The 23513-nt window shown below is 74.5% G+C and carries 19 protein-coding genes and 1 tRNA gene; 11 read left to right on the top strand and 9 right to left on the bottom strand.

Features of this window, described 5'->3' with window-relative positions; all coding sequences use genetic code 11:
* Positions 1-47 precede the first annotated feature (47 nt).
* The 7 genes from OZ948_19015 to gap all read right to left on the bottom strand — a co-directional run bounded on the left by OZ948_19015 (position 48) and on the right by gap (position 5578).
* Complete coding sequence (locus OZ948_19015; GenBank protein MEB2346815.1) at positions 48-875, bottom strand: SDR family oxidoreductase; 828 nt, start codon at positions 873-875, stop codon at positions 48-50.
* Positions 872-1921, bottom strand: coding sequence for an alcohol dehydrogenase catalytic domain-containing protein (locus OZ948_19010; GenBank protein MEB2346814.1), 1050 nt, complete (start codon positions 1919-1921; stop codon positions 872-874). Before OZ948_19010 ends, OZ948_19015 begins: the two co-directional genes overlap by 4 nt.
* Before the next feature lie 48 nt (positions 1922-1969).
* A tRNA-Leu gene (locus OZ948_19005) sits at positions 1970-2056 on the bottom strand.
* A 42-nt stretch (positions 2057-2098) separates the two neighbouring features.
* Positions 2099-2635: a preprotein translocase subunit SecG gene (secG, locus tag OZ948_19000; protein ID MEB2346813.1), complete on the bottom strand. Its 537-nt coding sequence runs from the start codon at positions 2633-2635 to the stop codon at positions 2099-2101.
* Positions 2632-3387 carry a triose-phosphate isomerase gene (gene tpiA / locus OZ948_18995; protein ID MEB2346812.1) on the bottom strand — a complete coding sequence of 252 codons (756 nt, stop codon included), beginning with the start codon at positions 3385-3387 and terminating at the stop codon, positions 2632-2634. The genes secG and tpiA overlap by 4 nt, the downstream gene beginning before the upstream one ends.
* Positions 3384-4571: a phosphoglycerate kinase gene (locus tag OZ948_18990; protein MEB2346811.1), complete on the bottom strand. Its 1188-nt coding sequence runs from the start codon at positions 4569-4571 to the stop codon at positions 3384-3386. Before OZ948_18990 ends, tpiA begins: the two co-directional genes overlap by 4 nt.
* Before the next feature lie 14 nt (positions 4572-4585).
* Positions 4586-5578 carry a type I glyceraldehyde-3-phosphate dehydrogenase gene (gene gap, locus OZ948_18985; protein ID MEB2346810.1) on the bottom strand — a complete coding sequence of 331 codons (993 nt, stop codon included), beginning with the start codon at positions 5576-5578 and terminating at the stop codon, positions 4586-4588.
* Positions 5579-5748: 170 nt separating this feature from the next.
* Between gap and OZ948_18980 the strand changes: the two genes are divergently transcribed.
* The 9 genes from OZ948_18980 (at position 5749) to OZ948_18940 (ending at position 17713) form a co-directional block, all read left to right on the top strand.
* Complete coding sequence (locus tag OZ948_18980) at positions 5749-8190, top strand: penicillin acylase family protein (protein ID MEB2346809.1); 2442 nt, start codon at positions 5749-5751, stop codon at positions 8188-8190.
* The gene (locus OZ948_18975) at positions 8187-9254 is read left to right on the top strand and encodes a hypothetical protein (protein ID MEB2346808.1); all 1068 of its coding nucleotides are present in this window, start codon (positions 8187-8189) and stop codon (positions 9252-9254) included. The genes OZ948_18980 and OZ948_18975 overlap by 4 nt, the downstream gene beginning before the upstream one ends.
* 123 nt (positions 9255-9377) lie before the next feature.
* Entirely contained in the window at positions 9378-9710 is a 333-nt protein-coding gene (locus tag OZ948_18970) for a PilZ domain-containing protein (GenBank protein ID MEB2346807.1), read from the top strand.
* 81 nt (positions 9711-9791) lie between these two features.
* Positions 9792-11087, top strand: a complete 1296-nt coding sequence (locus tag OZ948_18965; protein MEB2346806.1) for a glycosyl transferase — start codon at positions 9792-9794, stop codon at positions 11085-11087.
* On the top strand, positions 11084-11899 hold the full coding sequence (gene kdsA / locus OZ948_18960) for a 3-deoxy-8-phosphooctulonate synthase (GenBank protein MEB2346805.1): 816 nt from the start codon (positions 11084-11086) through the stop codon (positions 11897-11899). The genes OZ948_18965 and kdsA overlap by 4 nt, the downstream gene beginning before the upstream one ends.
* Before the next feature lie 9 nt (positions 11900-11908).
* Complete coding sequence (locus OZ948_18955; GenBank protein MEB2346804.1) at positions 11909-13726, top strand: glycosyltransferase family 39 protein; 1818 nt, start codon at positions 11909-11911, stop codon at positions 13724-13726.
* 127 nt (positions 13727-13853) lie between these two features.
* Complete coding sequence (locus tag OZ948_18950; GenBank protein MEB2346803.1) at positions 13854-15236, top strand: undecaprenyl-phosphate glucose phosphotransferase; 1383 nt, start codon at positions 13854-13856, stop codon at positions 15234-15236.
* A 6-nt stretch (positions 15237-15242) separates the two neighbouring features.
* Positions 15243-16403: a glycosyltransferase family 1 protein gene (locus OZ948_18945; protein ID MEB2346802.1), complete on the top strand. Its 1161-nt coding sequence runs from the start codon at positions 15243-15245 to the stop codon at positions 16401-16403.
* Positions 16400-17713: a glycosyltransferase gene (locus OZ948_18940; GenBank protein ID MEB2346801.1), complete on the top strand. Its 1314-nt coding sequence runs from the start codon at positions 16400-16402 to the stop codon at positions 17711-17713. The genes OZ948_18945 and OZ948_18940 overlap by 4 nt, the downstream gene beginning before the upstream one ends.
* Here the strand turns inward: OZ948_18940 and gmd are convergent.
* Positions 17710-18681 (bottom strand): GDP-mannose 4,6-dehydratase, encoded by a 972-nt coding sequence (gene gmd / locus OZ948_18935; protein MEB2346800.1) that lies wholly within the window; start codon positions 18679-18681, stop codon positions 17710-17712. The genes OZ948_18940 and gmd overlap by 4 nt on opposite strands.
* A 94-nt stretch (positions 18682-18775) precedes the next feature.
* On the opposite strand from gmd, the gene OZ948_18930 reads away from it, so the two are divergent.
* Both OZ948_18930 and OZ948_18925 read left to right on the top strand, forming a co-directional pair.
* Positions 18776-20350 (top strand): exosortase/archaeosortase family protein, encoded by a 1575-nt coding sequence (locus tag OZ948_18930; protein ID MEB2346799.1) that lies wholly within the window; start codon positions 18776-18778, stop codon positions 20348-20350.
* Positions 20351-20435: 85 nt separating this feature from the next.
* Positions 20436-21419: a hypothetical protein gene (locus tag OZ948_18925; GenBank protein ID MEB2346798.1), complete on the top strand. Its 984-nt coding sequence runs from the start codon at positions 20436-20438 to the stop codon at positions 21417-21419.
* On the opposite strand, the gene OZ948_18920 is transcribed toward OZ948_18925, so the two are convergent.
* Positions 21322-23313, bottom strand: a complete 1992-nt coding sequence (locus OZ948_18920; GenBank protein MEB2346797.1) for a right-handed parallel beta-helix repeat-containing protein — start codon at positions 23311-23313, stop codon at positions 21322-21324. The two genes, OZ948_18925 and OZ948_18920, sit on opposite strands and share 98 nt — an antisense overlap.
* Positions 23314-23513: the final 200 nt, after the last annotated feature.

Below are 23513 nucleotides of genomic sequence, written 5' to 3'. Positions count from 1 at the left end.
TTCGGCGATTCTCGTAGAGAATCGCCGAATCGCCGGGTCTGTCCCCGCTACTGGCTCATATGCCACCCGCCGTTCGGGGACAGGACCTGGCCGGTGACGAAGGCGGATTCGTCGCTGGCGAGGTAGACGGCGGCCCAGGCGACGTCGTCGGGGCTGCCCAGGCGGCCGAGCGGGGTCTGGCCCTCGAGGAGCGGGCGGAGCGGAGCGAGCGGGGCGGTCATGGCGGTCTCGATCCAGCCGGGCGCGATCGCGTTGACGCGGATCCCCTGGCTCGCGAGCTCGCGCGCGAGCGAGCGCGTGAGGCCCAGGATGCCGGCCTTCGCCGCGCAGTAGGCGGGGGCACCAGCGCCGCCCGCGGTGCCCATGATCGAGCCCATGTTGACGATCGATCCGGCCCCCTGTGGCGCCATGATGCGCAGCGCCTCGCGGGCGCAGAAGAAGGTGCCGTCGAGGTGCACGGCCAGCAGGCGCCGCCAGTCCTCGTCGCTGGTGGTGAGCGTCACGTCGGAGTGGGTGCGGATGCGGCCCTCGGTCATCCGCTCCTGGAGCTGCGCGAGCGCCAGGGCGACGAAGCGCCCGGCGGCCTCCGGGCTCGACTCGTGGCCGGCGATGCCCGCGTTGTTCACGAGCACGTCGAGCCGGCCCTCGCGCGCCCGCACGCTCTCCATCATGTCCGCGACCGCCTTCGGGTCGGCGACGTCGGCCACGACCGCGCGGCCCCCGACCGCGATCGCGACGTGCTCGGCGCGGCCCCCGTCGAGGTCGTTCACGACGAGGCGCGCGCCCTCGGCCCGGAAGCGCCGCGCGATCGCCTCGCCGATGCCCGCGCCGGCACCGGTGACCAGCGCGACCTTGCCGTCGAGCCGGCCGCTCACGGCCGGAGCACCACCTTCAACGCCCCGTCCTCGTGCTTGTCGAAGAGCTCGTAGCCGCGCACGCCCTCGGCGAGCGGCAGGCGGTGCGAGATGATCTCGGTCGGGTCGAGGCGGCCGGACTCGATCAGGGGCAGCAGCTTCGGCCAGTGCGCCTGCGGGCTCACGATGCCGGCGCGCAGGGTCAGGTTCTTCATCAGCAGGAGGCCCAGGAAGAAGGGCGCCGGCTCGAGGACCACGCCGACGAAGGACACGCGCCCGCCGTGGCGCGCGAGCTCGAACGCCTTCGCGACGAGCTCCGGGCGGCCCACGGCCTCGATCACCGCGTCGGCGCCGCGCCCGTGCGTGAGCTCCTGGACGCGCGCACCCAGGTCCTCACGGCCGGGATGGACGGTCTCGTAGCCGCGCGCCCGGGCGCGGGCGAGGCGCGCGTCGTCGAGGTCGACGGCGAGGATCCGCGACGCGCCGCGCAGCTCCGCACAGCGTTGCGCGAAGACCCCGACCGGCCCGCAGCCGAGCACCACCACCACGTCGCCGGGCCCCACCTCGGCGAGCTCGGCGCCCATGTGGCCGGTCGGCAGGATGTCGGAGAGGAAGAGGATGCGCTCGTCGTCGAGAGCGGTCGGGACGGCGAGCAGGTTCGCGTCCGCGTAGGGCACGCGCACCGCCTCGGCCTGGCCGCCCGGCAGCCCGCACGAGAAGCCGAAGAGGTTCGAGGCGCCGCCGGCGGTGGTGGCCTCGCAGGCCGAGAAGAGGCCGCGCCGGCACGCGGTGCAGCGCCCGCAGCCGGTCGTGCACGACGCGAGCACGCGGTCGCCCTTGCGGAAGCGCCGCACGCCGGCCCCGGCGTCCTCGACGACGCCCACGAACTCGTGCCCGAGCGCGAAGCCGCGATCGGGAACCGGCAGGCCGTGGACGACGTGGAGGTCCGAGCCGCAGATCGCCGTGCGCGTGACCCGCACCACGACGTCGTCGGGCTCGCGCAGCCCCGGGTCGGCGAGCGTGTCGAGACGGATGTCGCCGGGGCCGTGGTAGGCGATGCCCTTCATGGGCGCGGAGGGTGCGCGCGGCGCACGGGCGCGTCAACCGGGCGAGGATGGTGCGGCAGAGAGGATTCGAACCTCCACGGGGTTGCCCCCGCCAGCCCCTCAAGCTGGTGCGTCTGCCAGTTCCGCCACTGCCGCACGAAACGAGCCGCGAACGATAACCAGCGCGCTCGCGCGCGTCTACGGAGCCGCGGGCGCCTCCGGCGCCGGCTCCTTCTCGCCGGGTGGCGCCGCGGCGTCGGGCGCGGTGGCCTCCGCCGCCGTGGCCTCCGGCGCAGCCGCCTCCGCAGCCGCCGGCGCCTCGGCCTTCGGCTCGCCGGCGGGTGCGGCCTCCGGTGCGGCCCCACCCTCCGGCGCCGGCACCTCCTCGAAGCCGCCCGGTGCGGCGCCCTCGGCCGGCGCTCCGCCCTCGGCCGCCGCCGCCGCCGGCGCCGGCGCCGCGGCGCCCGGCGGTGGTGCGTCCTCCTCGAAGAGGCCGCTCGAGATGCCCTCGTTCGCGAGGTAGGAGAGCACGAGGCTCGTGACCATGAAGATCAGCGCCGCCCCCGTCGTGAGCCGGGTCAGGAAGTTGCCCGCGCCGCGGCTGCCGAAGACGGTGTTGCTGGCGCCGCCGCCGAACACCGCGCCGATGTCGGCGCCCTTGCCGTGTTGGAGCAGCACGACCACGACCAGCACCAGGCACACCATCACGTGGAGCACCGTCAGGAAGATCGTCACGGTTCCTCCTTCGCGAGCACGATGCGCGCGAACGACTCCGGCTCGAGGCCCGCGCCGCCCACCAGGGCGCCGTCGACGTCGGGCTGGGCGAGCAGCTCGGCCGCGTTGTCGGGCTTGACCGAGCCGCCGTACTGGATGCGGATCGCGTCGGCGCCGGCGGCAAATCGCCCGCGCAGCCAGCCGCGGATCATCGCGTGGGCCTCCTGCGCCATCGCGGGCGTCGCGGTGCGGCCCGTGCCGATCGCCCAGACGGGCTCGTAGGCGAGCACCAGCTCGGCCGCTCGCTCGCCCGGGACCGCCGCGAGCGAGCCCGCGAGCTGGGCCTCGAGCACGGCGAAGGTGCGGCCGGCCTCGCGCTCGGCGAGCGTCTCGCCGACGCAGACGATCGGGCGCAGGCCGGCGGCGAAGAGCGCGGCGGCTTTGCGCGCGATGAAGGCGTCCGTCTCGCCGAAGAGCGCGCGCCGCTCGCTGTGGCCGACGATGGCCCACGCGCAGCCCAGGTCGGCCAGCATGCCCGGGGCGATCTCGCCGGTGAAGGCGCCCTTGGCCTCGTCGTGCACGTTCTGGGCGGCGAGCGCCACGTTCGAGCCCGCCAGCGCCTCGCCGAGCGCGGCCAGCGCGGTGAAGGGCGGAGCGATCGCGATCTCGGCGCGCGCGCCCTTCACGCGCGGCAGGAAGTCGCGCGCGAACGCGACCGCCTCGCCCACGGTCTTGTGCATCTTCCAGTTGGCCGCGAGGAAGCGCCGCCTCATCCGTGCTGCTCCAGCGCGGCGACACCCGGAAGCGTCCGCCCCTCGACGAACTCGAGCGAGGCGCCGCCGCCCGTCGAGAGGTGGTCGATGCGGCCCCCGAGGCCGAGCTTGTTGACCGCGGCCAGCGAGTCGCCGCCGCCGACCACCGAGTGGCCGGCCGACTCGGCGACGCCGCGCGCCACGGCCTCGGTGCCCTGCGCGAAGGCGTCGATCTCGAACACCCCCATCGGCCCGTTCCAGAAGATCGTACGCGCCGCCCGGGCCTCGGCCGCGTAGGCCGCCGCCGTCTCGGGTCCGATGTCGAGGCCCATCCAGCCGTCGGGGATCTCGCGCACGACGCGGGTGGGAACCCCCGCCTCGAGCGTCTCCGCCACCACGTGGTCCACGGGCAGCAGCAGCCGGTGGCCGGCCGCCTCGGCGGCGCCCAGCACGCGCTTGGCCTCGCCGACCTGGTCCTCCTCGACCCGCGAGGCGCCGGTCGCCTGGCCCCGCGCGCGCAGGAAGGTGTAGGCCATGGCACCGCCGACGCAGAGCACGTCCGCGCGCTCCGCCATGGCGCCGAGCACGGCGAGCTTGTCGGAGACCTTGGCGCCTCCGAGCAGGCACAGGAAGGGCCGCTCGGGCACGACGACGCGGCGCAGGTGCTCGAGCTCCGCGCGCAGCAGGTCGCCGGCCGCTACCTGCCGGACGTGCGCCACCATGCCGGCGGTCGAGGCGTGGGCGCGGTGGGCGGTGCCGAAGGCGTCGTTCACGTAGACGTCGGCGAGCCGGGCCAGCGCGGCCGCGAGCGCGGGCTCGTTCTTCTCCTCCCCGGCGTGGAAGCGCAGGTTCTCGAGCAGCAGGACGTCCCCCTCGCCGAGCTTCGCCACGGCCGCCTCGGCCTCCGGTCCCACGCAGTCGGGTGCGAACGCGACCGGCCGGCCGAGGAGCTCACCGAGCCGCCCGGCCACCGGCGCGAGCGAGGCCTTCGGGTCGCGCTTGCCCTTCGGCCGGCCGAGGTGCGAGGCCACCACCAGGCGCGCGCCCGCGGCGACGAGCCGGCGCAGGGTCGGCAGGGTCGCGCGGATGCGCGTGTCGTCGCCGACCTTGCCGTCCCGGAGCGGGACGTTCAGGTCCGCGCGCACGAAGACGCGCCGCCCGCGCAGCGCGGCCGGGTCGCGCAGCAGGTCGTCGAGCGAGGGCACCGCCACGCGGGCGCTCAGCGCCCCATCAGGAGCGCGAGATCGACGCAGCGCGACGCGTAGCCCCACTCGTTGTCGTACCACGAGAGGACCTTCGCGAAGCGGCCGCCCATCACCTTGGTGCTGTCGGCGTCGAGGATCGAGGAGTGCGGGTTGCCGCGGAAGTCGATCGAGACCAGCGGCTCGTCGCTCACCTGGAGGATGCCCTGGAGCGGGCCGCCCGCCGCCTTGCGCATCGCCTCGTTGATCTCCTCGGAGGTCGCGTCCCGGGCGAGGAGCACCGACAGGTCGACCACCGACACGTCCGCGGTGGGCACGCGCATCGCGAAGCCGTCGAGCTTGCCCTTGAGCTTCGGCAGCACCTCGCCGATCGCCTTGGCGGCGCCGGTCGAGGTCGGGATCATCGACACCGCGCCCGCACGCGCGCGGCGCAGGTCCTTGTGCGGGAAGTCGAGGATGACCTGGTCGTTGGTGTAGGCATGGATCGTCGTCATCCAGCCCCGCTCGATGCCCCAGCCGTCGTCGAGCACCTTGGCGACCGGCGCCAGGCAGTTGGTCGTGCACGACGCGTTCGACACGATCCTGTGCTTGGCGGGATCGTAGGCGTCGCTGTTGACCCCGAGCACGATCGTCACGTCGGGGCTCTTGGCGGGCGCGGAGATGAGGACGCGCTGTGCGCCCGCCTCGAGGTGCTTCGCCGCGGCGTCGCGCTCCGTGAAGATGCCCGTGGACTCGATCACGACCTCGGCGCCGAGCGGCTTCCAGGGCAGCTTCGCCGGGTCGCGCTCCTTCGAGACCGGGATGCGCTTGCCGTCGACCACGATGGCGTCGCCGTCGGCCTCGACGGTGCCCGGGTAGGGGCCGTGGACCGAGTCCCACTTGAGCAGGTGGGCGGAGGTCCTGGCGTCGGTCAGGTCGTTGATCCCGACCACCTCCAGGCCGCGCCCGCGCGCCGCGCGCAGCACGAGCCGCCCGATCCGCCCGAAGCCGTTGATGCCTACCCGAGCCATGGCCGTTCCCTTTCGCGCTGGGGATGGTCGAAGCGCCGCTCGCCGGGGGTTCGCCGTGCTCCCCGACGCACCTGCCGGGGCCGGCGCCCCGCGAAGGCCGCGCAATGTAACCTCTCGATCTGGCGCGCGCCGTCGCGGGCGGCCCGCGAGCGGATCCTGGGGGGAGGCGATTGAGCATCGGCAGCGCACTTCGCAGGCGCCGGGCCTGGATCGTGCTCGCGGTGGCCGCCGCCGCGCTTGCCGGTGCGGCGCTCCTGGCGGCGCGCCAGGCTACCGAGCGGCGCGCGGAGGAGCGCGCGGTGCCGGTCCTCGACGGCGAGCTCACGGTGGCCGGGCTCGAACGGCCGCTCGAGATCGTGCGCGACGTGCGCGGCATCCCCCACGTGCGGGCCGCCAGCGAGCGCGACGCGTACTTCGGGCTCGGCTTCGCGCACGCCCAGGACCGGCTCGCGCAGATGACCTGGCTCGTGCGCACGGCGCGCGGGCGCACCGCCGAGGCGATCGGCCCGGCCGGCCTTCCGGCCGATCGCTGGAGCCGCACGCTCGGCTTCGCGCGCCTCGCGCAGGCGCAGGCCTTGCGTCTCGATGCCGACACCCGCGCCCGGCTCGACGCCTACGCCGCGGGCGTGAACGCCTGGACCGAGCGGGTGCGCGCCGGTGCCGCGCCGGCACCGGTCGCGCTGGCAAGGCTCGGCGTGACCCCCGAGCCGTGGAGCGTGGCGGACAGCCTCGCTGTCGCAAAGAGCCTCGCCTGGGGCCTCGACGGGTCGGTCGAGGCCACGCTCACGCTCGGCGACCTGGTCGATCGCCTCGGCGCCTTCGCGGCGCGGCCCTTCTTCCCGCCCGCGGCGGCGGCGCAGCTCGTGCCGGTGCCGCTGCCGCCGGTGGAGCCGGGCAGCCACGCCGCCGCGCCCTGGCGGAGCGCGCCGGGAGCGCTCGTGCGGGCGCTCGGGCTCACGGGCCGCTCGGTCGGCAGCAGCGCGTGGGTCGTCGATGGCGCCGCGACGGCCAACGGCCGGCCGCTGCTCGCCGCCGACCTCCATCTCGCCGCCACCTGGCCGGCCCTGCTCTACGAAGCGCATCTCGCGGCGCCGGGCTTCGAGGTGATCGGCGCCGGGCCGGCGGGCGTGCCGGTCTTCTGGAGCGGCCACAACGGGCGGGTCGCCTGGGCCGCGACCCACGCGCGGGCGGCGGTGGTCGACCTGCACGAGGAGACGCTCGACCCCGAGGATCCCCGGCGCTATCGCCGCGGCACGCGCTGGAGCCTGATCACGGAGCGCGCCGAGCCGATCCCCGTGCGCGGGGGCGAGCCGGACCCCTGGCTCGTGCGCGCCACGCACCACGGCCCGCTGCTCGACGGCCTGCTCGGCGAGGGCCGCCCGCCGCTCGCGGTGGCCTGGGCGGGCGCGCAGCCGGGCGACGGCGTGGCGGCGCTCGAGCGCGCCGTGCACGCACGCGATGGCGCCGCGTTCCGCGCGGCGCTGGCGGCGCATCACGAGCCGGTCTTCGCGTTCGTCTACGCGGACGGCGCGGGCGGTGGCGGCCGCCAGGTCGCAGGCTGGCTGCCCGCCCGCTCGATCCCGACCGCGCTCGTGCGCGTGCCCGGCCGCTCGGGGTGGTACGACTGGCGCGGCCGGATCCCCTACGAGGCCCTGCCGCACGCTCCCCTCGCGCGGCGCTGGACGATCGCCTCCGACGAGCCGCTCGGCGCGACGGAGGGCATCGAGTGGTGGTGGCGGCCCGGCGAGCGCAGCGCACACATCGACGCGCTGCTCGCCGCGGCGGGCGCGCGCGCGCCGCTCGACGCGGCGACCCTCGCCGGCCTCCAGGCCGACGTCGCGATCCCGCGCGCGCGCGAGCGCGTGACGCGCGTGCTCGGGCTCGCCGGCACGATCGCCACGCTGCCGCCCGAGGCGCGGCAGGTGGCGCGCCTGCTCGCCGACTGGGACGGCTCCGCCGCCGCCGGGAGCCGTGGCGCCGCCGCCTGGCACGCGCTGCTCCAGACGCTGCTCGCGCGCCTGCTCGAGGGGCCGCTCGGGGCCGAGCTGCGCGCGCGCACGCTGCGCCTGCGCGGCCTCCAGCCCGAGCTCCTGCTCGACGCACTCGTCGCCGCCGCCACCGCGCCCGTGCCCGATCCCGATGCGATCCTCGGCCCCGCGCAGCTCGGCCGGGCGGTCCGCGAGGCGCTGCGCCGGACCGGCCTGGTGCTGCGCGTCGAGCTCGGGCCCAACCCCGAGAAGTGGCACTGGGGACGGCTCCACCCGCTGCGCTTCCGGCCCTTCGGCTGGCCCGGGCCCACCGATGCGATCGAGGCGCCGCGGCCCTACGGTGGGGACGGGCTCACGATCGCCGTCGGCGAGTACGATCCGGCGGATCCCTACGACGTCACGGTCGTGTCGGCCCACCGGCTCGTGGTCGACCTCGCCGATCCCGAGCTCGCGCTCTCGGCGCTCGCACCGGGGGTGTCGGAGCACCCGGGCGACCCGCGCCGCGACGCCGGGCTCGAGCGCTGGCTCGCCGGGCGCCCGGCGCTGCTGGCGACGCACCGCTTCGTCGTCGACGAGGGGGCGCAGGGGCGGCTCGCGCTCGTGCCCCGGCCGGAGGCACCATGAGCCGGGCGCTCGTCTACGCCGACGTGCCGGGCTTCTACGCGGAGGTGGAGCGTGCCGCCAACCCCGGGCTGGCGGAGCGGCCGGTGATCGTGGGCGGCGATCCGCGCAAGCGCGGCCTCGTGCAGGCGGCGAGCGCCGACGCCCTGGCCGCGGGCGTCACGCTCGCGATGCCGGTGGTGGACGCGCTCGAGCGTTGCCCGCACGCGCGCGCCCTGCGCACCGACATGGCGCGCTACCGCGAGGCCGACAAGCGCCTGCGCGCCGTCTTCGCGCGCTTCGCGGAGCGGGTCGAGCCGATGGGCCTCGGCGCCGCGTGGCTCGAGCCGGCCGCACGCGGCGCGCCGCTCGCAGCGCTCGCCGCAGGCCTACGCGCCGCGGTCGCCCGCGAGCTGCGCCTGCCGCTGCGGGTCGGGGCCGCACCGGTGAAGTTCCTGGCGCGGCTCGCCGCGGAGGAGGCCAGCGCGGAGGGCTTCCTCGAGGTGACGGCCGAGGGGGTCGCGGCCTTCCTGCAGCCGCTCGCCGTCGAGCGGCTGCCGGGGGTCGGCGCGAAGACGGCCGCGCGGCTCGCGCAGCTCGGGGCGCGCACCGTCGGCGAGCTGGTGGCCGCCGGGCGCGCCGCCGTCGAGGGGGCGCTCGGCAACCACGGCCTCACGATCCTCGCCGCGGCGATGGGGCAGGGCGACGACCGCGTGCGCGCCGCCGCCCATCCCCAGTCGCTCTCGCTCGAGACGACCCTCGCCGAGGACGCAGTGGACCGCACGCTGCTGGTCGAGCCCCTGCGCGGGCTCGCGGAGCGGCTCGAGCGCGCGCTCGCGCTCGAGGGGCTCTCGGCGCGGCGCCTCGCGCTCAAGCTCCGCTACGCCGGCGGCGAGCGGATCACCCGCACGGTGTCGCTCGGACGGGGCGTCGCGTCCGCGAGCGAGATCCTCGACACCGCGCTCGGGCTGCTCGCCCGGACCCAGGCGGGCACCCGCCCGGTGCGGCTGCTCGGGCTCGGCGCCTCGGCGCTCCAGGGCCCCCGGCGGGAGGAGCGCCAGCTCGATCTCTTCGGCGGGTCCGGCTGAGCCGGCGGCCGGGCGCCCCCAACGAGCGGCAGGCGCCCTCCTCAAGCTCTCCGCGCCGGCAGCCGAATCCGGAGCGAGCCCACCGAGTCGATCCCGACTCGCCGGCGGTTCCGGGAGACCCCGATGCAAGCGAGCGCCCGAGACGCCGACCGGCGCAAGTTCCCCCGCATCCGCACCGAGCAGCTGATCTCGTTCGCGTTCGTGGAGTCCGAGCACCGGCTCGCCGTCAGCAAGAACCTCTCGCGCGGCGGGATCTGCTTCGAGGTGATGGGCTGCGAGATCGCGATGGGCGACGTGCTCCGGCTCACCTTCAACGTCCAGGACGAGACCCTGGTCGCCGTCGGGAAGGTGATGTGGGCCACCGACATCGACGCCTTCACCCAGGAGGTCGGGCTCGCGTTCGTCGAGATCGACCCCTTCGCCCTGGAAGCCCTGGAGCGGAGCGGCGCGCTCTGATCCGACCCGGTTCGGGCCCATGGATCCCCTCGGGGGTCATCGGGTTGACACGAGGCCGCCTCCGGTGCCAGCCTCCGCGCCGTGGCTGACTTCCACCAGACGGGTGCCATCACCACCCTCCATCGCCTCCAGTCGGAAGCCCGTCAGGGAGCTGCCCCGTCGCCCGCCGAGGACCTGGATCGCCTCGAGGCCGAGATCGAGCTCCACGCCCGCTCCCGACCGATCGCTCTGGTGCTCCCCTGCCTCTACGACGAGATCCGGGACACCGCCCTGAAGGGCATCGTCGAGACGCTCCGCGGCGTCGGCTACCTGCACCAGGTGGTGGTGAGCGTCGACGGCGCCGAGTCCCGCGACGAGTTCGAGCAGATGCGCGCCGCCTTCGACGGCATCCGCACCCTCGACGGGCGGGGCGCCGTGCTGGTCTGGAACGACGGCCCGCGGATGCGCGCGATCGACGCCCGCCTGCGCGCCGAGGGGCTCGACTGCGGCGGCCGCGGCAAGGGCCGCGCCACCTGGCTCGCCTACGGCTACGTCCTGGCCACCGCCGAGGCGCACGTGGTGGCGCTCCACGACTGCGACATCCGCAACTACCCGCGCGAGCTGCTGGCGCGGCTGTGTTTTCCGACCGTGCACCCGAACCTGAACTACGAGTTCGCCAAGGGCTACTACGGGCGCGTGACGGACCGGCTCTACGGCCGCGTCACGCGCCTGTTCATGACCCCGCTCCTGCGCGCCATGAAGTCGGTGCTCGGCCCGCTCCCGCTGCTCGAGTACCTCGACTCGTTCCGCTACCCGCTGGCCGGCGAGTGCTCGCTCACCACCGACCTGGTCCGGATCAACCGGATCCCGAGCGACTGGGGCCTCGAGGTGGGCGTCCTCGCCGAGGTGTTCCGCAACTGCTCGCAGAAGCGGGTCTGCCAGGTCGAGCTCGTCGAGAACTACGAGCACAAGCACCGGGACCTCTCGGAGCACGACCCGAGCACCGGCCTGCACCGGATGGTGGTCGACATCGCGACCTCCCTGATCCGCAACCTCGCGAGCTACGGCGTCCAGTTCGACGCCGGCTTCCTGAACACGCTGATCGCGGCCTACGTCCGCACCGCGCAGGACGCGATCGCGCGCTACAGCGACGACGCCGCGCTGAACGGCCTCGTCTTCGACCGCCACGAGGAAGAGGTGGCGGTCGAGACCTTCTCCCGCGCGCTGCGCGCCGCCGGGCTCTCGTTCGTGCGAGACCCGATGGGCGCCCCGCAGATCCCGAACTGGTCCCGGGTGACCTCCGCGCTCCCGGACCTGCTCGACGAGCTGCGGGGGGCCGTCGAGGCGGACCGGCGGGGTCGCACGCTCGCGGTGGTGTCTGGGGGGGCGCCGAATTGAAGATCGGATCGATCCGTCTGGGCGATGGGGCGCCGCTGGCCCTCATCGCAGGCATCAACATCATCGAAGGCGAGGCGGACTGCCTCGACATCGCGCGCAACCTGCGCGACCTGGCCGAGCGCCACGAGCTGCCGCTCGTGTTCAAGGCCTCCTTCGACAAGGCCAACCGCTCGAGCTTCAAGTCCTACCGGGGGCCGGGGCTCGACGAGGGGCTGCGCGTGCTGGCGCGGGTCAAGACCGAGCTCGGCCTGCCGGTCACGACCGACGTGCACGAGCCCTGGCAGGCCAAGCCGGTGGCCGAGGTCGCCGACTGCCTGCAGGTCCCGGCCTTCCTGTGCCGCCAGACCGACCTGATCGCCGCCTGCGCCTCGGCCGGCCTGCCGCTCAACTTCAAGAAGGGCCAGTTCATGGCGCCGCTCGACATGCGGCACGCGGTCGAGAAGGCGCGCCACTTCGGGGCCCGCGACGTCTTCGTGACCGAGCGCGGCTTCGCGTTCGGCTACAACGACCTGGTCGTCGACTTCCGCGGCTTCGCGCAGATCCGCAGCTTCGCCCCGGTGTGCTTCGACGCGACCCACGCCGCCCAGCACCCGGGCGGTGGCGACGGCTCCACCCACGGCGATCGCACCAACGTGTCGCCGCTCGCGCGCGCCGCCGTGGCGGCGGGCATCGACGCGCTCTTCCTCGAGGTGCACCCCGAGCCGGAGCGCGCGCCCTGCGACGGCCCGAGCCAGGTGGACTTCGAGACCGCCGATCGCCTGCTCGGCGAGGCCGTCGCGATCGATCGGGCGCTGCGGCGGCGCACCCGCTAGGCGCGCCGGGTGCCGGCGGCGGGGGCCGGCCGCGAGGACAGCCGCCGGGGGCAACCCTCCGGGTGGTCACGCCGGGAGACGCTCGCCCTCGTCGCACTCGTGGCGGGCGCGGCGGCCTGGCGCTGGCTCGCGTGGACGCGCACCGCCGTCCTCTTCGACGACGGGCCGCGCTTCCTCGCGATCGCGCGCGCGATCGACGCGGGCTGGTGGTCGGCCGCACTGCGCGACTCCTTCCATCCCCTGTACCCCGCCTCGACGGCGTGGGCGCACCGCCTGCTCCGGGCGCCCGAGACGGCCGCGGGCTGGGAGACGGCGGCCGCCCTGGTGTCGGTGCTGGGCGGCGCCGCGGCGGTCGCGTTCCTCTACCTGTTCCTGCGCGACGCCTTCGGGCGCGCCGTGGCCTCTGGCGGCGCGCTCCTGCTCGCGGTCCACGGCCGCGCGGTCGAGTATGCCTCCGACGTCCAGAGCGACGGCCTCTACCTGGGCCTCTACGCCGCGGGGCTGTGGGCGGGCTGGCGTGCCTGGCGCGGCGGCTCGCCGGCGTGGGCGGCGCTCGCCGGGGTCGCGTCCGGGCTCGCCTACCTGACGCGGCCCGAGGGCCTGGGGCTCGCGCTCGTGCTCGCGGCGCTCGGGGTCGGCTCGATCGTGCGGCGGCGCTGGACGCGGCGCGCGGGCGCCGCCTGGCTCGTGGCGCTCGGCACGGCGACCGCCGCCTGCATGGCGCCCTACGTGGTCGCGCTCCATGCGCTGACGGGCGAGTGGACGCTCACCCACAAGAAGTCGGTGGCGGCTCTGGTCGGCGCCGAACGGGGCGTGACCCCGGGCGCGCCGGTCCGCCCGCGGCGCGCGCCGCCCCCCGAGTCCGTCGAGCCCGCACCCGCACCGCCCGAGGCGACGGCGACGGCCGGACCGGCCACGCGCACGCCGGCGCGATCCGAGGCGCAGGCGCCGGTCGACCCGCCTGCGCCCGCACCGGACCGAGCCGAGACGCAGGCGCTGCGTCCGCCGTGGCTCGATGCGCTGGGCCTCGGCACGCCGCTCACGGTGCGGCGCGAGGACATGGCGCCCGCGTATCTCGAGCAGGACGGCCTGCGCGTGGCGCTCGCGCCCTCGGCGCCCCGGCGGGCCTTCGAGGCGCTGCGGATGCTCGTGCGGCACGCGAAGTCGTCCCTGGGCTACGGCGTCCTCGCGCTCGCGTGCGCGGGGCTCGTCGCCTGTCGTGGCCGGCCCGGGGCACGCGGGGTCTACGTCCTCGCCTCGCTCCTCCTCTACGCCGGGGTGCTCTACGCGCTCACCGCGAGCTCCGGCTACGTGAGCCGGCGCCACGCGCTGCCCCCGCTGCTGCCGCTCTTCGGCTACGCCGGCGCGGGTGCCCTCGCCGCCGGGGCGTGGCTCGCGCGTGCGGCTCGGGCGCCGAAGCGGGGCGTGCTCGCCGGCGCCCTCGTGCTGGCGGTCTTCGCGGCCGGCGAGGGCGCCGAGGGGCGCGCACCGAAGCGGGTCGACGCGCTCGCGGGCCGCCGCGCCGCCGAGTGGCTGCGCGACCACGCCCCACAGCGGGGCCCGCTGGCGGCGTCGCGCCAGCGGCTGGGATACTACGCCGAGATGCCCTACGTGCCCCTCACCGGCATCGCCGACGGCGCGCTCGGCCGCTACCTCTCCCGGGTCGGGGCGCGCTACGTCCTGATCGAGGAGCCGGGCCGGCTCGAGGCGCTGCGGCGCGCGGAGGGAGACGCAGTGCGCGTCCTGCATCGGGTCGAGGTGGCGGGCGAGCAGGCGTGGGTGCTCGAGCGCCAGGCGCCCGCCGAAGCCGGGAGCGCCCGCCGATGAGCCCGCGCTGCCCGCCGGCGGCTCGGCGGCCGGCGCCCGGGCCGGTCCGAGATCCGCGGTTACCGGCCTTTGCCCGGGACCTGCAGTCGCGCCCGTTCGTCCCTGCGCTGCGGACGGCGGACTAGCCGTGCTGCGGCGCCGCCACGAGATCTTCCGCGGCCTCCTCCTGCTCGGCGATCTGCTGCTCGTCGGCGCCTCGTGGCTCGGTGCCTACGCGCTGCGCTTCCACGCCGGGTTCCCCGTTCCGCTCGGGATTCCACCCGTCGAGCCGTACCTCTCGGTGCTGGTGCTGCTCCTGCCGGGCTGGGCCTGGGTCTTCCGCAGCCGCGGCCTCTACGCGCCGCAGCGGGTGGACTCGCCCCTCTCCGAGGTCGCCGCGGTCGCGGCCGCGGGCACGACGGTGGTGGTGCTGCTGGTCGTCGCCGGCTTCTTCGTGCGCAGCTACTTCTTCTCGCGCGGCGCCGTGCTGCTCTTCTGGGGCCTCTCGGTCACGAGCGTCGCGGTCTTCCGGCTCGTGGCCCGCGAGGTCCTCTTCGCGCTCCACCGCCGCGGCCGGCACCTGAGCTCGGCGCTCGTCGTGGGGGGCGGCCGGCTCGCCGAGCAGGTGATCGACCGCATCCACGAGCGCCCGCAGCTCGGCCTGCGCGTGGTGGGCGTGCTTGCCGAGGCCCGGAGCCCGCGCGTGCGCGGCGTCCCCGTGCTGGGCCGCTACGAGCAGGTGAAGCCGGTCCTCCACCTGTGCGGCGCGCGCCAGGTGGTGCTCGCGCTGCCGCGCGAGGACGCCGAGCGCCTCGAGCCGCTCCTCGACCAGCTCGAGGACGAGCTCGTGGACATCCGCCTGGTGCCGGACGTCCTGCACCTCGCGACCCTCGGCAGCAGCATCGAGGACTTCGACGGCCTGCCGGTGATCAACCTGCGCGAGAGCCCGCTGGTCGGCTGGGCGGCGATCCAGAAGCGCCTCTTCGACGTCGCCGTCTCGGCGCTCCTGCTCGCGGTCGCGACGCCCGTGATGGCCGTGATCGCGCTCGCGATCCGGCTCACCTCGGGCGCGCCGGTCCTCTACCGGCAGGAGCGGATGGGGCTCGACGGCCACGTCTTCCGCATGTTGAAGTTCCGCACCATGGTGGACGACGCCGAGCGCGACACGGGCCCCGTGTGGGCGCGCCGCGACGACCCGCGCGAGACGCGCGTCGGCTCGTTCCTGCGCCGCACGAGCCTCGACGAGCTGCCCCAGCTCTGGAACGTGCTCTCCGGCGAGATGAGCCTCGTGGGCCCGCGCCCCGAGCGGCCGGTCTTCATCGAGCAGTTCCGCCGCGAGGTGCCGGGCTACATGCTGCGCCACAAGGTGAAGGCGGGCCTCACGGGCTGGGCGCAGGTCCACCGCTGGCGCGGCGACACCTCGCTCCACGAGCGCATCGAGCACGACCTCTACTACATCCGCAACTGGTCGCTCGGCCTCGACGTGCGGATCCTGCTGATGACGCTCTGGCGGGTGCGGCTGCCGGATTGAACGCTCTTGTCCCAGCGCGCCCGCGTCGTCCTGCACGCTCGCGTCCTCTGGCGGCCGCTGACGGGGGTCGGGCACTACGCGAGCCAGCTCCTCCGGGCCCTCGCGGAGCTGGCGCCTCCCGATCTCGAAGTGCGGGCCTTTCCGGGGCCAGCGCGCGGGCGGGAGAGGGCGCTCGCACCCGTCTCCCGCGCGCCGGCGCCGTTCCGGCGCCGCTGGCCCGCTACCGAGCGCACCCGCGACGTCGCCCGCCGCCTCCTCGAGCCCCCCTACGAAGCGCTCTACCGCTGGCGCACCCGCGGCTTCGATCTCTACCACGAGCCGAACCACGTTCCGGTCGCCACGCGGGTGCCGACCGTCACGACGGTGCACGACGTCTCGGTGCTGACGCATCCCGAGTGGCACCCGGCCCATCGCGTGCACTGGTACGAGCGGCACTTCGAACGGGGCCGCCGCCAGACCTGCCGCTTCCTCGCGGTCTCGGAGTTCACGAAGCGCGAGCTCGTCGAGCGGTTGGGGGTGCCCGCCGACCGGATCGACGTCACGCTCCAGGCAGCGCGGCCCGGATTCGTCCCCCGGCCGCCGGAGGCGAGCGAACGTCAGGCCGTGGCGCTGGAGATCCCGGCACGCTTCTTCCTCTTCGTCGGCACGCTCGAGCCGCGCAAGAACCTCGCCATGCTCGCCGACGCGCACGCCCGGCTTCCGGCCGAGCTCCGCCGTCGCCATCCGCTGGTCCTGGCCGGAGCTCGAGGCTGGGACGACGAGGCCCTGCGCGAGCGGCTCCGGCTGCGGCAGGACGCCGGCGAGGTCCGGGTCCTCGGCTACGTGGACGACGAGACGCTCGCCGGCCTCTACGGGCGCTGCACCGCCCTGGTCTGGCCCAGTCTCTACGAGGGCTTCGGCCTGCCTCCGCTCGAGGCGATGGCCTGCGGGGCCGCGACCATCACCTCGAACGCCGCTTCGCTGCCGGAGGTGGTGGGGGAGGGCGGTGTGCTCCTCGACCCGCACGACCTGCCGGGTTGGACGGACGCAATGCGCCGGATGGCCGAGGACGCAGCCTGGCGGGAGCAGTGGCGCCACCTCGGCCCCCGGCAGGCCGCACGGTTCTCGTGGCGGCGCTGTGCCGAGCAGACCGCGGCCGCCTACCGCCGGGCGCTCGGGCGCGCGTGAGGATCCTCCTCGCCACGATGCAGTTCGCGCGCGGCTATGCGCAGGGCACGGAGCGCTACGTCGGCGTGCTCGGTGAAGGCCTGCGCGAGCGCGGCCACGAGGTCCTGGTCCTGGCCGGCGATCCCGAGCGCCGGGGCCCGCAGACGGCGCTCGGCGAGCCCGTTCCCCACGAGCTCCGCGTCGCCCACTATCCCTCGGCGGGCTGGACGGGGGTTCGCGGGCTCGCCGCGGAGGCCCTGCTGCCCCTGCTCGAGCGCGAGCGGCCCGACCTGGTCCACCTGGCGAACCCTGCTCATATCGGTGTCGGTCTGATCGACGCGGCCTCGCTGCGCGGGATGCCCACGGTGGTGACGATCATGGACTACTGGTGGCTGTGCCCCAAGCACACGCTGGCGCACCACAGCGGCCGGATCTGCGATGCCGACGTGACCTGGCGGGAGTGCCTGCGCTGCATCGGGGCCGGCGATCCGCGCCCGGCGCTGCGGGCCGCGGGGAGGCTCCCGGGAGTGGGCGCGGCGGTCCTGGCGGGTGCGTACTTCAGCCGTGCCCGGCTGCGCCACGGTGGGGACGGCGAGCTGGCCCGCTGGCGGCATCGCCAGGAGCTCCTGCACGGCGCTCTCGCTCGCGCCGACGCCGTCATCTTCCCCTCGGCGGGCACCCGCGGGCGGCTCGGGTCGCGGCTGGATCCCGCGCGGCTGCACGAGGTGCCCTACGGGCTCGAGCCGCGCTGGTTCGCTTTGCGCGCGCCGCGTGCTCCGACCGCCCCGGGCGATCCGGCTCGCTGCACGCTCGGCTTCGCGGGCGCGCTCGCGCCGCACAAGGGCGCGCACCTGCTGCTGCAGGCGGTGCGCAGTCTCGACTGGACCCGGACCCGGGTGCGCATCGCGGGCGGGGGCGGCGACGATCGATACCTCCGCCAGCTCCGCGACCTGGCCAGGGGCTCGAACGTGGAGTTCGTGGGCCGCGTGGCCCCCGCCGAGATGCCGGCGTTCCTGCGCACGCTCGATCTCCTGGTATTGCCGAGCACGTGGCCGGAGAACCTGCCCTTCGTGGTGCTGGAAGCCCAGGCGCTCGGGCTACCGGTGCTGGCCGCCCGGATCGACGGCGTCACCGAGGCCGTCCCGGAGGCGCAGCTCTTCGCGGTCGGCTCCTCGAGCGATCTCGCCCGGCGCCTGGCCGAGTGGCTGCGCGATCCCGCCGGTCCGCCGCCCCGCCGGCCTGTCGCCACCGCAGACGAGATGGTCGAGAGCACGCTCCAAGTCTACGAGGTCGCACGCGCCCGCCGGGCAGCGCCGGACCGCGGACGCTAGCTGCGCAGCCTCTCGAGATCGGCATCGACCATCATCTCGACCACCTGACGGAACGAGACGCGGGGCTTCCAGCCGAGCCGGTCGCGGGCCTTGCTGGCGTCTCCCTGGAGCAGGTCGACCTCGGCCGGACGGACGAAGCGCGGGTCGAGTCGTACGTGGCGCCGCCAGTCGAGGCCGACGTGCTCGAAGGCGATCTCCACCAGCTCGCGGACCGAATGGCTCTCGCCGGTGGCGATCACGTAGTCCTCGGCCGCCGGCTGCTGGAGCATCATCCACATCGCCTCGACGTAGTCGCCCGCGTACCCCCAGTCTCGCTGGGCTTCCAGGTTGCCGAGCGGCAGCTCCGTAGCCAGGCGCAGCGCGATCCGCGCTGCGCCGTCGGTCACTTTGCGCGTCACGAACTCGAGGCCGCGGCGCGGGGACTCGTGGTTGAAGAGGATTCCCGAGGAGGCGTGGAGCCCGTACGACTCGCGGTAGTTCACCGTGATCCAGTGCCCGTAGCACTTCGCGACGCCGTACGGGCTGCGGGGGTGGAAGGGCGTGCTCTCGTTCTGAGGCGTCTGTTGCACCTTGCCGAACATCTCGCTCGAGCTGGCCTGGTAGAAGCGGATCGTAGGATCGACGCTCCGGATCGCCTCGAGCAGCCTGGTCACGCCGACGGCCGTAAACTCGGCGGTCAGCACCGGTTGCGACCACGAGGTGGGCACGAAGCTCTGCGCGGCCAGGTTGTAGACCTCGTGCGGCCGCGCCTCGGCGAGGACGCTCGCGAGCGAGCTCTGGTCGAGCAGGTCGGCCGAAACCAGATGCAGGCGCGGCTCGATGTGGGCGATGCGCTCGTTGCGGTGGCTACTCGTGCGGCGGGTCACGCCGATCACCTGGTAGCTCTTGGCGAGCAGGAATTCGGCGAGGTACGAGCCGTCCTGGCCGGTGATCCCGGTGATGAGCGCGCGCCGTGTCGCGTCGGACATGACCGGGCAATCTAGGCGACGGAGTCGGCGGCGCCACGTGGGCGGGTCGGGGGGAGCCGCTCGCCGCCCCCCGGTCTGCTATCCCTTCCGCGCCTTGAGCGCTCTCGACCCGACCGATCCCCGCCCCTCGCCGCCGCTGGTCAGGGCGACCGTTCCGCGGCTGGGCTGGCGGACGCCCGTCCTCCTGGCCTGCGTCGGCCTCGCGGCGCTCGCCTACCGCGGCGCGCTCGCGGTCGGGGAGGGCGGGACGCACGCGGGTCCGGAGGCCGAGGCCTTCCTCTTCGAGCCGACCGCCAGCTCGCCGACGCTGGTGTTCGGCGCGGCGATCTGGATGTTCTGGCAACGCTGGGGTCGCCTGCGCGCCGCGCTCGGCGCGCCGCCCCGCTCGTTCGCGGGCGCTCTCGCGCTGGTAGGGGCGCTGGTGCTGGCGCTCTGGGCGTGGAAGGTGTCGGTGCCCAGCTTTTTGCTGCCTTCGCTCACGCTTTGGATCCTCGGCGCGGCGCTGTGGCTCGGCGGCACGCTGGCCCTGCGAATCGTCTGGCTGCCGGCGCTGTTCCTGCTCTTCGCATATCCGATTCCTACGGTGTTGATCAATCAGGTGATCTACCCGCTCCAGCTCGCCGTGACGCACGCCGCCGTCTGGCTCCTGGACCTGCTCGGTTTCCCGGTCGTGGGTGAGGGCGATCGGCTCTCTCTTCGCGGCGTCACCTTCCAGGTGATCGAGAGCTGCAGCGGGCTGCGCGGAACGGCGACGATCGTGATGAGCTCGGTCCTCTACGTCGAGCTCTTCCACCAGTCGCGCTTGCGCTCCGCGCTGATCGTGGCTGCCGCACCCGCGATCGGCGTGCTCACCAACCAGGTTCGGGTGCTCACGATCGTCCTCAATCCCTACGCGCAGATCGCTGTGGTGCACAGCGCGCAGGGGCTCGCGATGATCGTCGTCGCGGTGCTCCTGCTGGCGGTCTGGGACGCGGTCCTCGGCAGGCTGCTGCCAGCGTCGGGTCCGCGGCCCCGGCACCGGCTACCGCCCCGAACGCCGCTGTCGCCGCTGCGTCTGGCCGTGCTGGGCGGCGCTTCGCTGGCGCTCGCCGTCGCCAGCCTGGCCGTCCGCCCCTGGGTCCAGCCGCGTGTCCCGGAGCAGCCGCTCGCCGCGGTCTCGATCCAGGGACTCGGCGAGCCGCAGGGTCTGCGGCTGGACCAGCAATTCCTGGGTTCGACCGCCTTCACCGAGTGGGTGCGCCGCAGCTACGGCACCGGTGCCGAGCGGGTGGAGCTGTTCCTGGGCGGCGACGACCGGGCCTCCGGTGGCGTCCGCATCCTCTCCTTGAAGACCGCCGTGCTGGACTCCGCCTGGTCGATCGAGGAGCGTGGCCGGACGCGACTCGCGAGCGGCCGCGAGGCCGAGTGGTTCGTGCTGCGATCGGGGACGCGCCGGCAGCTCGCGTGGCGCTGGCACGAAGGGGTGGCCGGGACCGGCGAGGAGGTCGCGCGCGCGCTGCTCGCGATCGAGAGGAGCCCGCTGCGACGTCCCGGACGCGCAGTCGCCGTGCGGCTGTCGACGCCGATCGGGAGCGGCGGTGGCAGCCGGGTACAGGCCGAGGAGCGACTGGCCGCGCTGGCGGCGCAGATCGAGGGCTCGCTGCCGCGCATCCTCGAGTCGCCGATCTGAGCCGCGCGATCCGCAGGCGTACGCACTTGTTGCGGCGTAGCGCTGCGCACAGCAGGCGCCGCGCCAGCGAGGGCCCAGCGAGTCGATGTCGTCGTCCGATGCCACGGAGGCCAGCGAACGAGGCCTCGCCTTCGACACCCCGAGCTTCCGCGCGACGCCGCTGCCGGCGGCGGCGGCGGCGGAGCTCCGCCCGGATCACCCCCGGCTCCTCGAGCTGCGCGCACGCTACGCCCGTATTGGCGGCGCTGTGACGGATCACGTCTCCTGGACCGAGCGCTACCTGCGCGACGAGCTGGACCTGCGCCACTTCCGCGGCGACAACGCCTTCGTCTGGCAGCTCCGGGGCCTGCGCGACCAGGAGCTGGCCGCACTCAAGTATGCGCTCACCACCTACTACGTGCAGAGCATCGACAGCCTCGGCCTGCTGGGCCGCCTCGAGGAGGACGGGCTGTTCGGCGTCCATCTCTTCGATGTGAACCGCAGGACGGTGAGTCGCGACCTGCTCGACTCGGTCAACGAGATCCTGTTCCTCGAGCGCCACCTCGGCCTGTCGCGGCGGCCGGCGCTACGGCTGCTCGACATCGGCGCCGGCTACGGGCGGCTGGCGCACCGGACGACGGTGGGCCTCGCCAACGTGGCCCGCTTCCTGTGCGCGGACGCCGTGCCCGAGTCGACCTTCCTGTGCGAGTTCTACCTGCGCTTCCGTGGCGCCGATCGCGCCCGGGCCGTGCCGCTCGACGAGATCGAGGCGACCCTGCTGGCCGAGGGCGCGGAGGTGGCGATCAACGTCCACAGCTTCTCGGAATGCACGGCCGCCGCGATCGGCTGGTGGCTCGATCTGCTGCGCCGCGCCCGGGTCCCGCACCTGCTGATCGTGCCCAACGACAGCGAGAAGCTGCTCTCGCGCGAGAAGGACGGCTCGCAGCTGGACTTCGCTCCGCTCGTCGAGGCCGCGGGCTATCGGCGGCGGCTCATCGAGCCGAAGTACCTCGATCCGACGGTCCAGCGGCACGGCGTCCACAGCGGCTTCTACCACCTCTTCGACCGGATCGAGGGCGCGGCGCGCTGATCCGGCGGCGCGCCCCGAGAGCGGCCAGCACCGCGAACGACGCGAGCGTCCCGACCCCGGCGCCCGCCTCCGGCACGACCACCGCCGTGGCCCGCGCCAGGCCGTCGTCCACCATCAGGGCTACAGGGCCCGGCGGCGCTTCGAAGACACCCTGGCCGTCTGGCTCTTCGACGCCGTTCAACGTCGCCATGGCGCCACTCCAGGCGAACCCGACCGGCACGCCGGGAGCCGGCGCGGGGTCCCCGGCTGCGTGCGCCGCCAGCGGGCGCGAAGGCGCGAGCTGCAACGCGGCCAGCGGGGGTCGCTGCGTCAGATCGACGTTCGGCACCAGCGACTTCACGGTCGAGCCCGCACCGGCGCGTTGGACCACCAGCGCGCTCATCTGGGCGGCGCTGATGCACCACGAGAACGGCGGCACGAAGTTCGGAACCGGATTCGAGTAGACCTGCCCGTTGGCGACGGCCGCGAAGACCTGGTTGCCGTGGTAGCGCATGTCGTTGATCGGCCCGTCGCTGCGATCGTCGTCGAAGATCGCCACGCCGACGTTGTCGCCGAGCAGGGAGTCGGCGACGAAGCCGGTGGCCGGCTGGTCGGGGCGGTCCGGGTCCGGGCCGATCGCATCGTGCGGCGCGCTGAAGATCGCCGCGCCGTACGAGATCGTGCAGGCTTCCGTGACACCCGGGCTCAGCTCGTTGCGCAGGAAGACGCTGTCGGACACCTCCAGATCGGCGCCCTGCGCGAAGACGCCGCCGCCGTAGGTGGCGGCGCTGTTGGCGACGAAGACCGTGCGCTCCACGACCGCATGGGAATGCGAGAGCACCGCCAGGCCGCCCCCGCCGGCCTGCTCCATGCCGCTGCGTCCGACCGCGTCGCTGTCGACGACGAGGGAGTCCTCGAGGCGGAGATCGGCGACGTCGACCATGAGGGCGCCGCCGTAGCCCGAGCCCTGCAGCGTGCTCTGCTCGACATCGCAGTCGCTGAACACCAGACGGCGTAGAGTGACCGAGGCACGGTTCTCGGCGAGTGATCCGGCCTGCGGCGTCCCGAGCAGCCCGAACGCGCGATAGCTGTCGCCCTGGGCGAACAGACAGCCGCCGACGTTGCCGGCGACCCCCGTCGCCCCGTAGCGGCCCTCGAGCAGCGAATCCTCGACCAGCAGACTGGCCGGCGGGCGGTTGTGGACCCCGCCGCCGGTGCTCTCGTCCACGCCGTCGTTCGAGATGACGCTGATCTGGCCGCCGACGCCGTGGAAGGACGGCCCTCCCACGGCGTGGTTGCCGCGGAACACGCTGTCGCGTACTTCGACCGTGGCCCGGTACGCATTGAGCCCGCCGCCGTGCTGCGCCTGGTTCTCGAAGAAGCGCGAGTCGATCACCTGCATGGACGTCAGGTTCTCTGCGTGGACCGCGCCGCCCTCGGTCGGCGAATCGAACGACACGCTGGGGTGGCGCTCGGCACGGTTGTGGACGAAGGTGCTGTTCTCGATCCGGACCGAGGAGCCTCCGGCCGCGTCGCCGTAGGTTCCGATCGCGTAGAGCGCGCCGGCCACGTAGCCGGCGACGTTGTCCTGGAAGCGGCTGCGCTCCACCACCAACGTAGAGTTGCCGACGTGGACCGCACCGCCGGCCGAGGTCGGGTGATGGCCGGGACCCGCCACGCTGTTGCCGGTGAATGTGGAGTCGCGCACGACCGCCGAAGCGTGCTCCTCGACGGTGAGTGCGCCGCCGAAGGCCATGCTCGAGTTGCCGGTCCAGGTCGAGCGCTCGAAGAGAGCGGTCGAGTCGATGGCGATCCCCACGCCGCCGCCACCTGTGAGCGGCTCGAGCGTGGCGTTGTCCTCGAAGACGCAGTCGCGGAACGTGGCAGCGGCGCGGTGTACCGTGACGCCCGCCACCAGGCCGAGGACGGTCGAGCGCCCGTTACGGAAGCGGAGGCCTTCGAAGGTGACGCGCCCGCCGTTGTCCGGTAACCGGTCACTCTGAGGCGTTCTTCCCCGCCTGGGTCCTGCTGCTGTAGAAGTCGCCCTCGAGGAGGGTGACGGATGCGAGTTCTGGCAGATGGGCGCGTGCGCCGCACCGAGGCGGAGTGGCGGGG

The organism is Deltaproteobacteria bacterium (assembly GCA_035063765.1).
Taxonomy (GTDB): Bacteria; Myxococcota_A; UBA9160; order UBA9160; family PR03; genus CAADGG01.
Note: the sequence above shows the minus strand (reverse complement) of the source record. Positions and strands in the feature narration are given on the sequence as shown.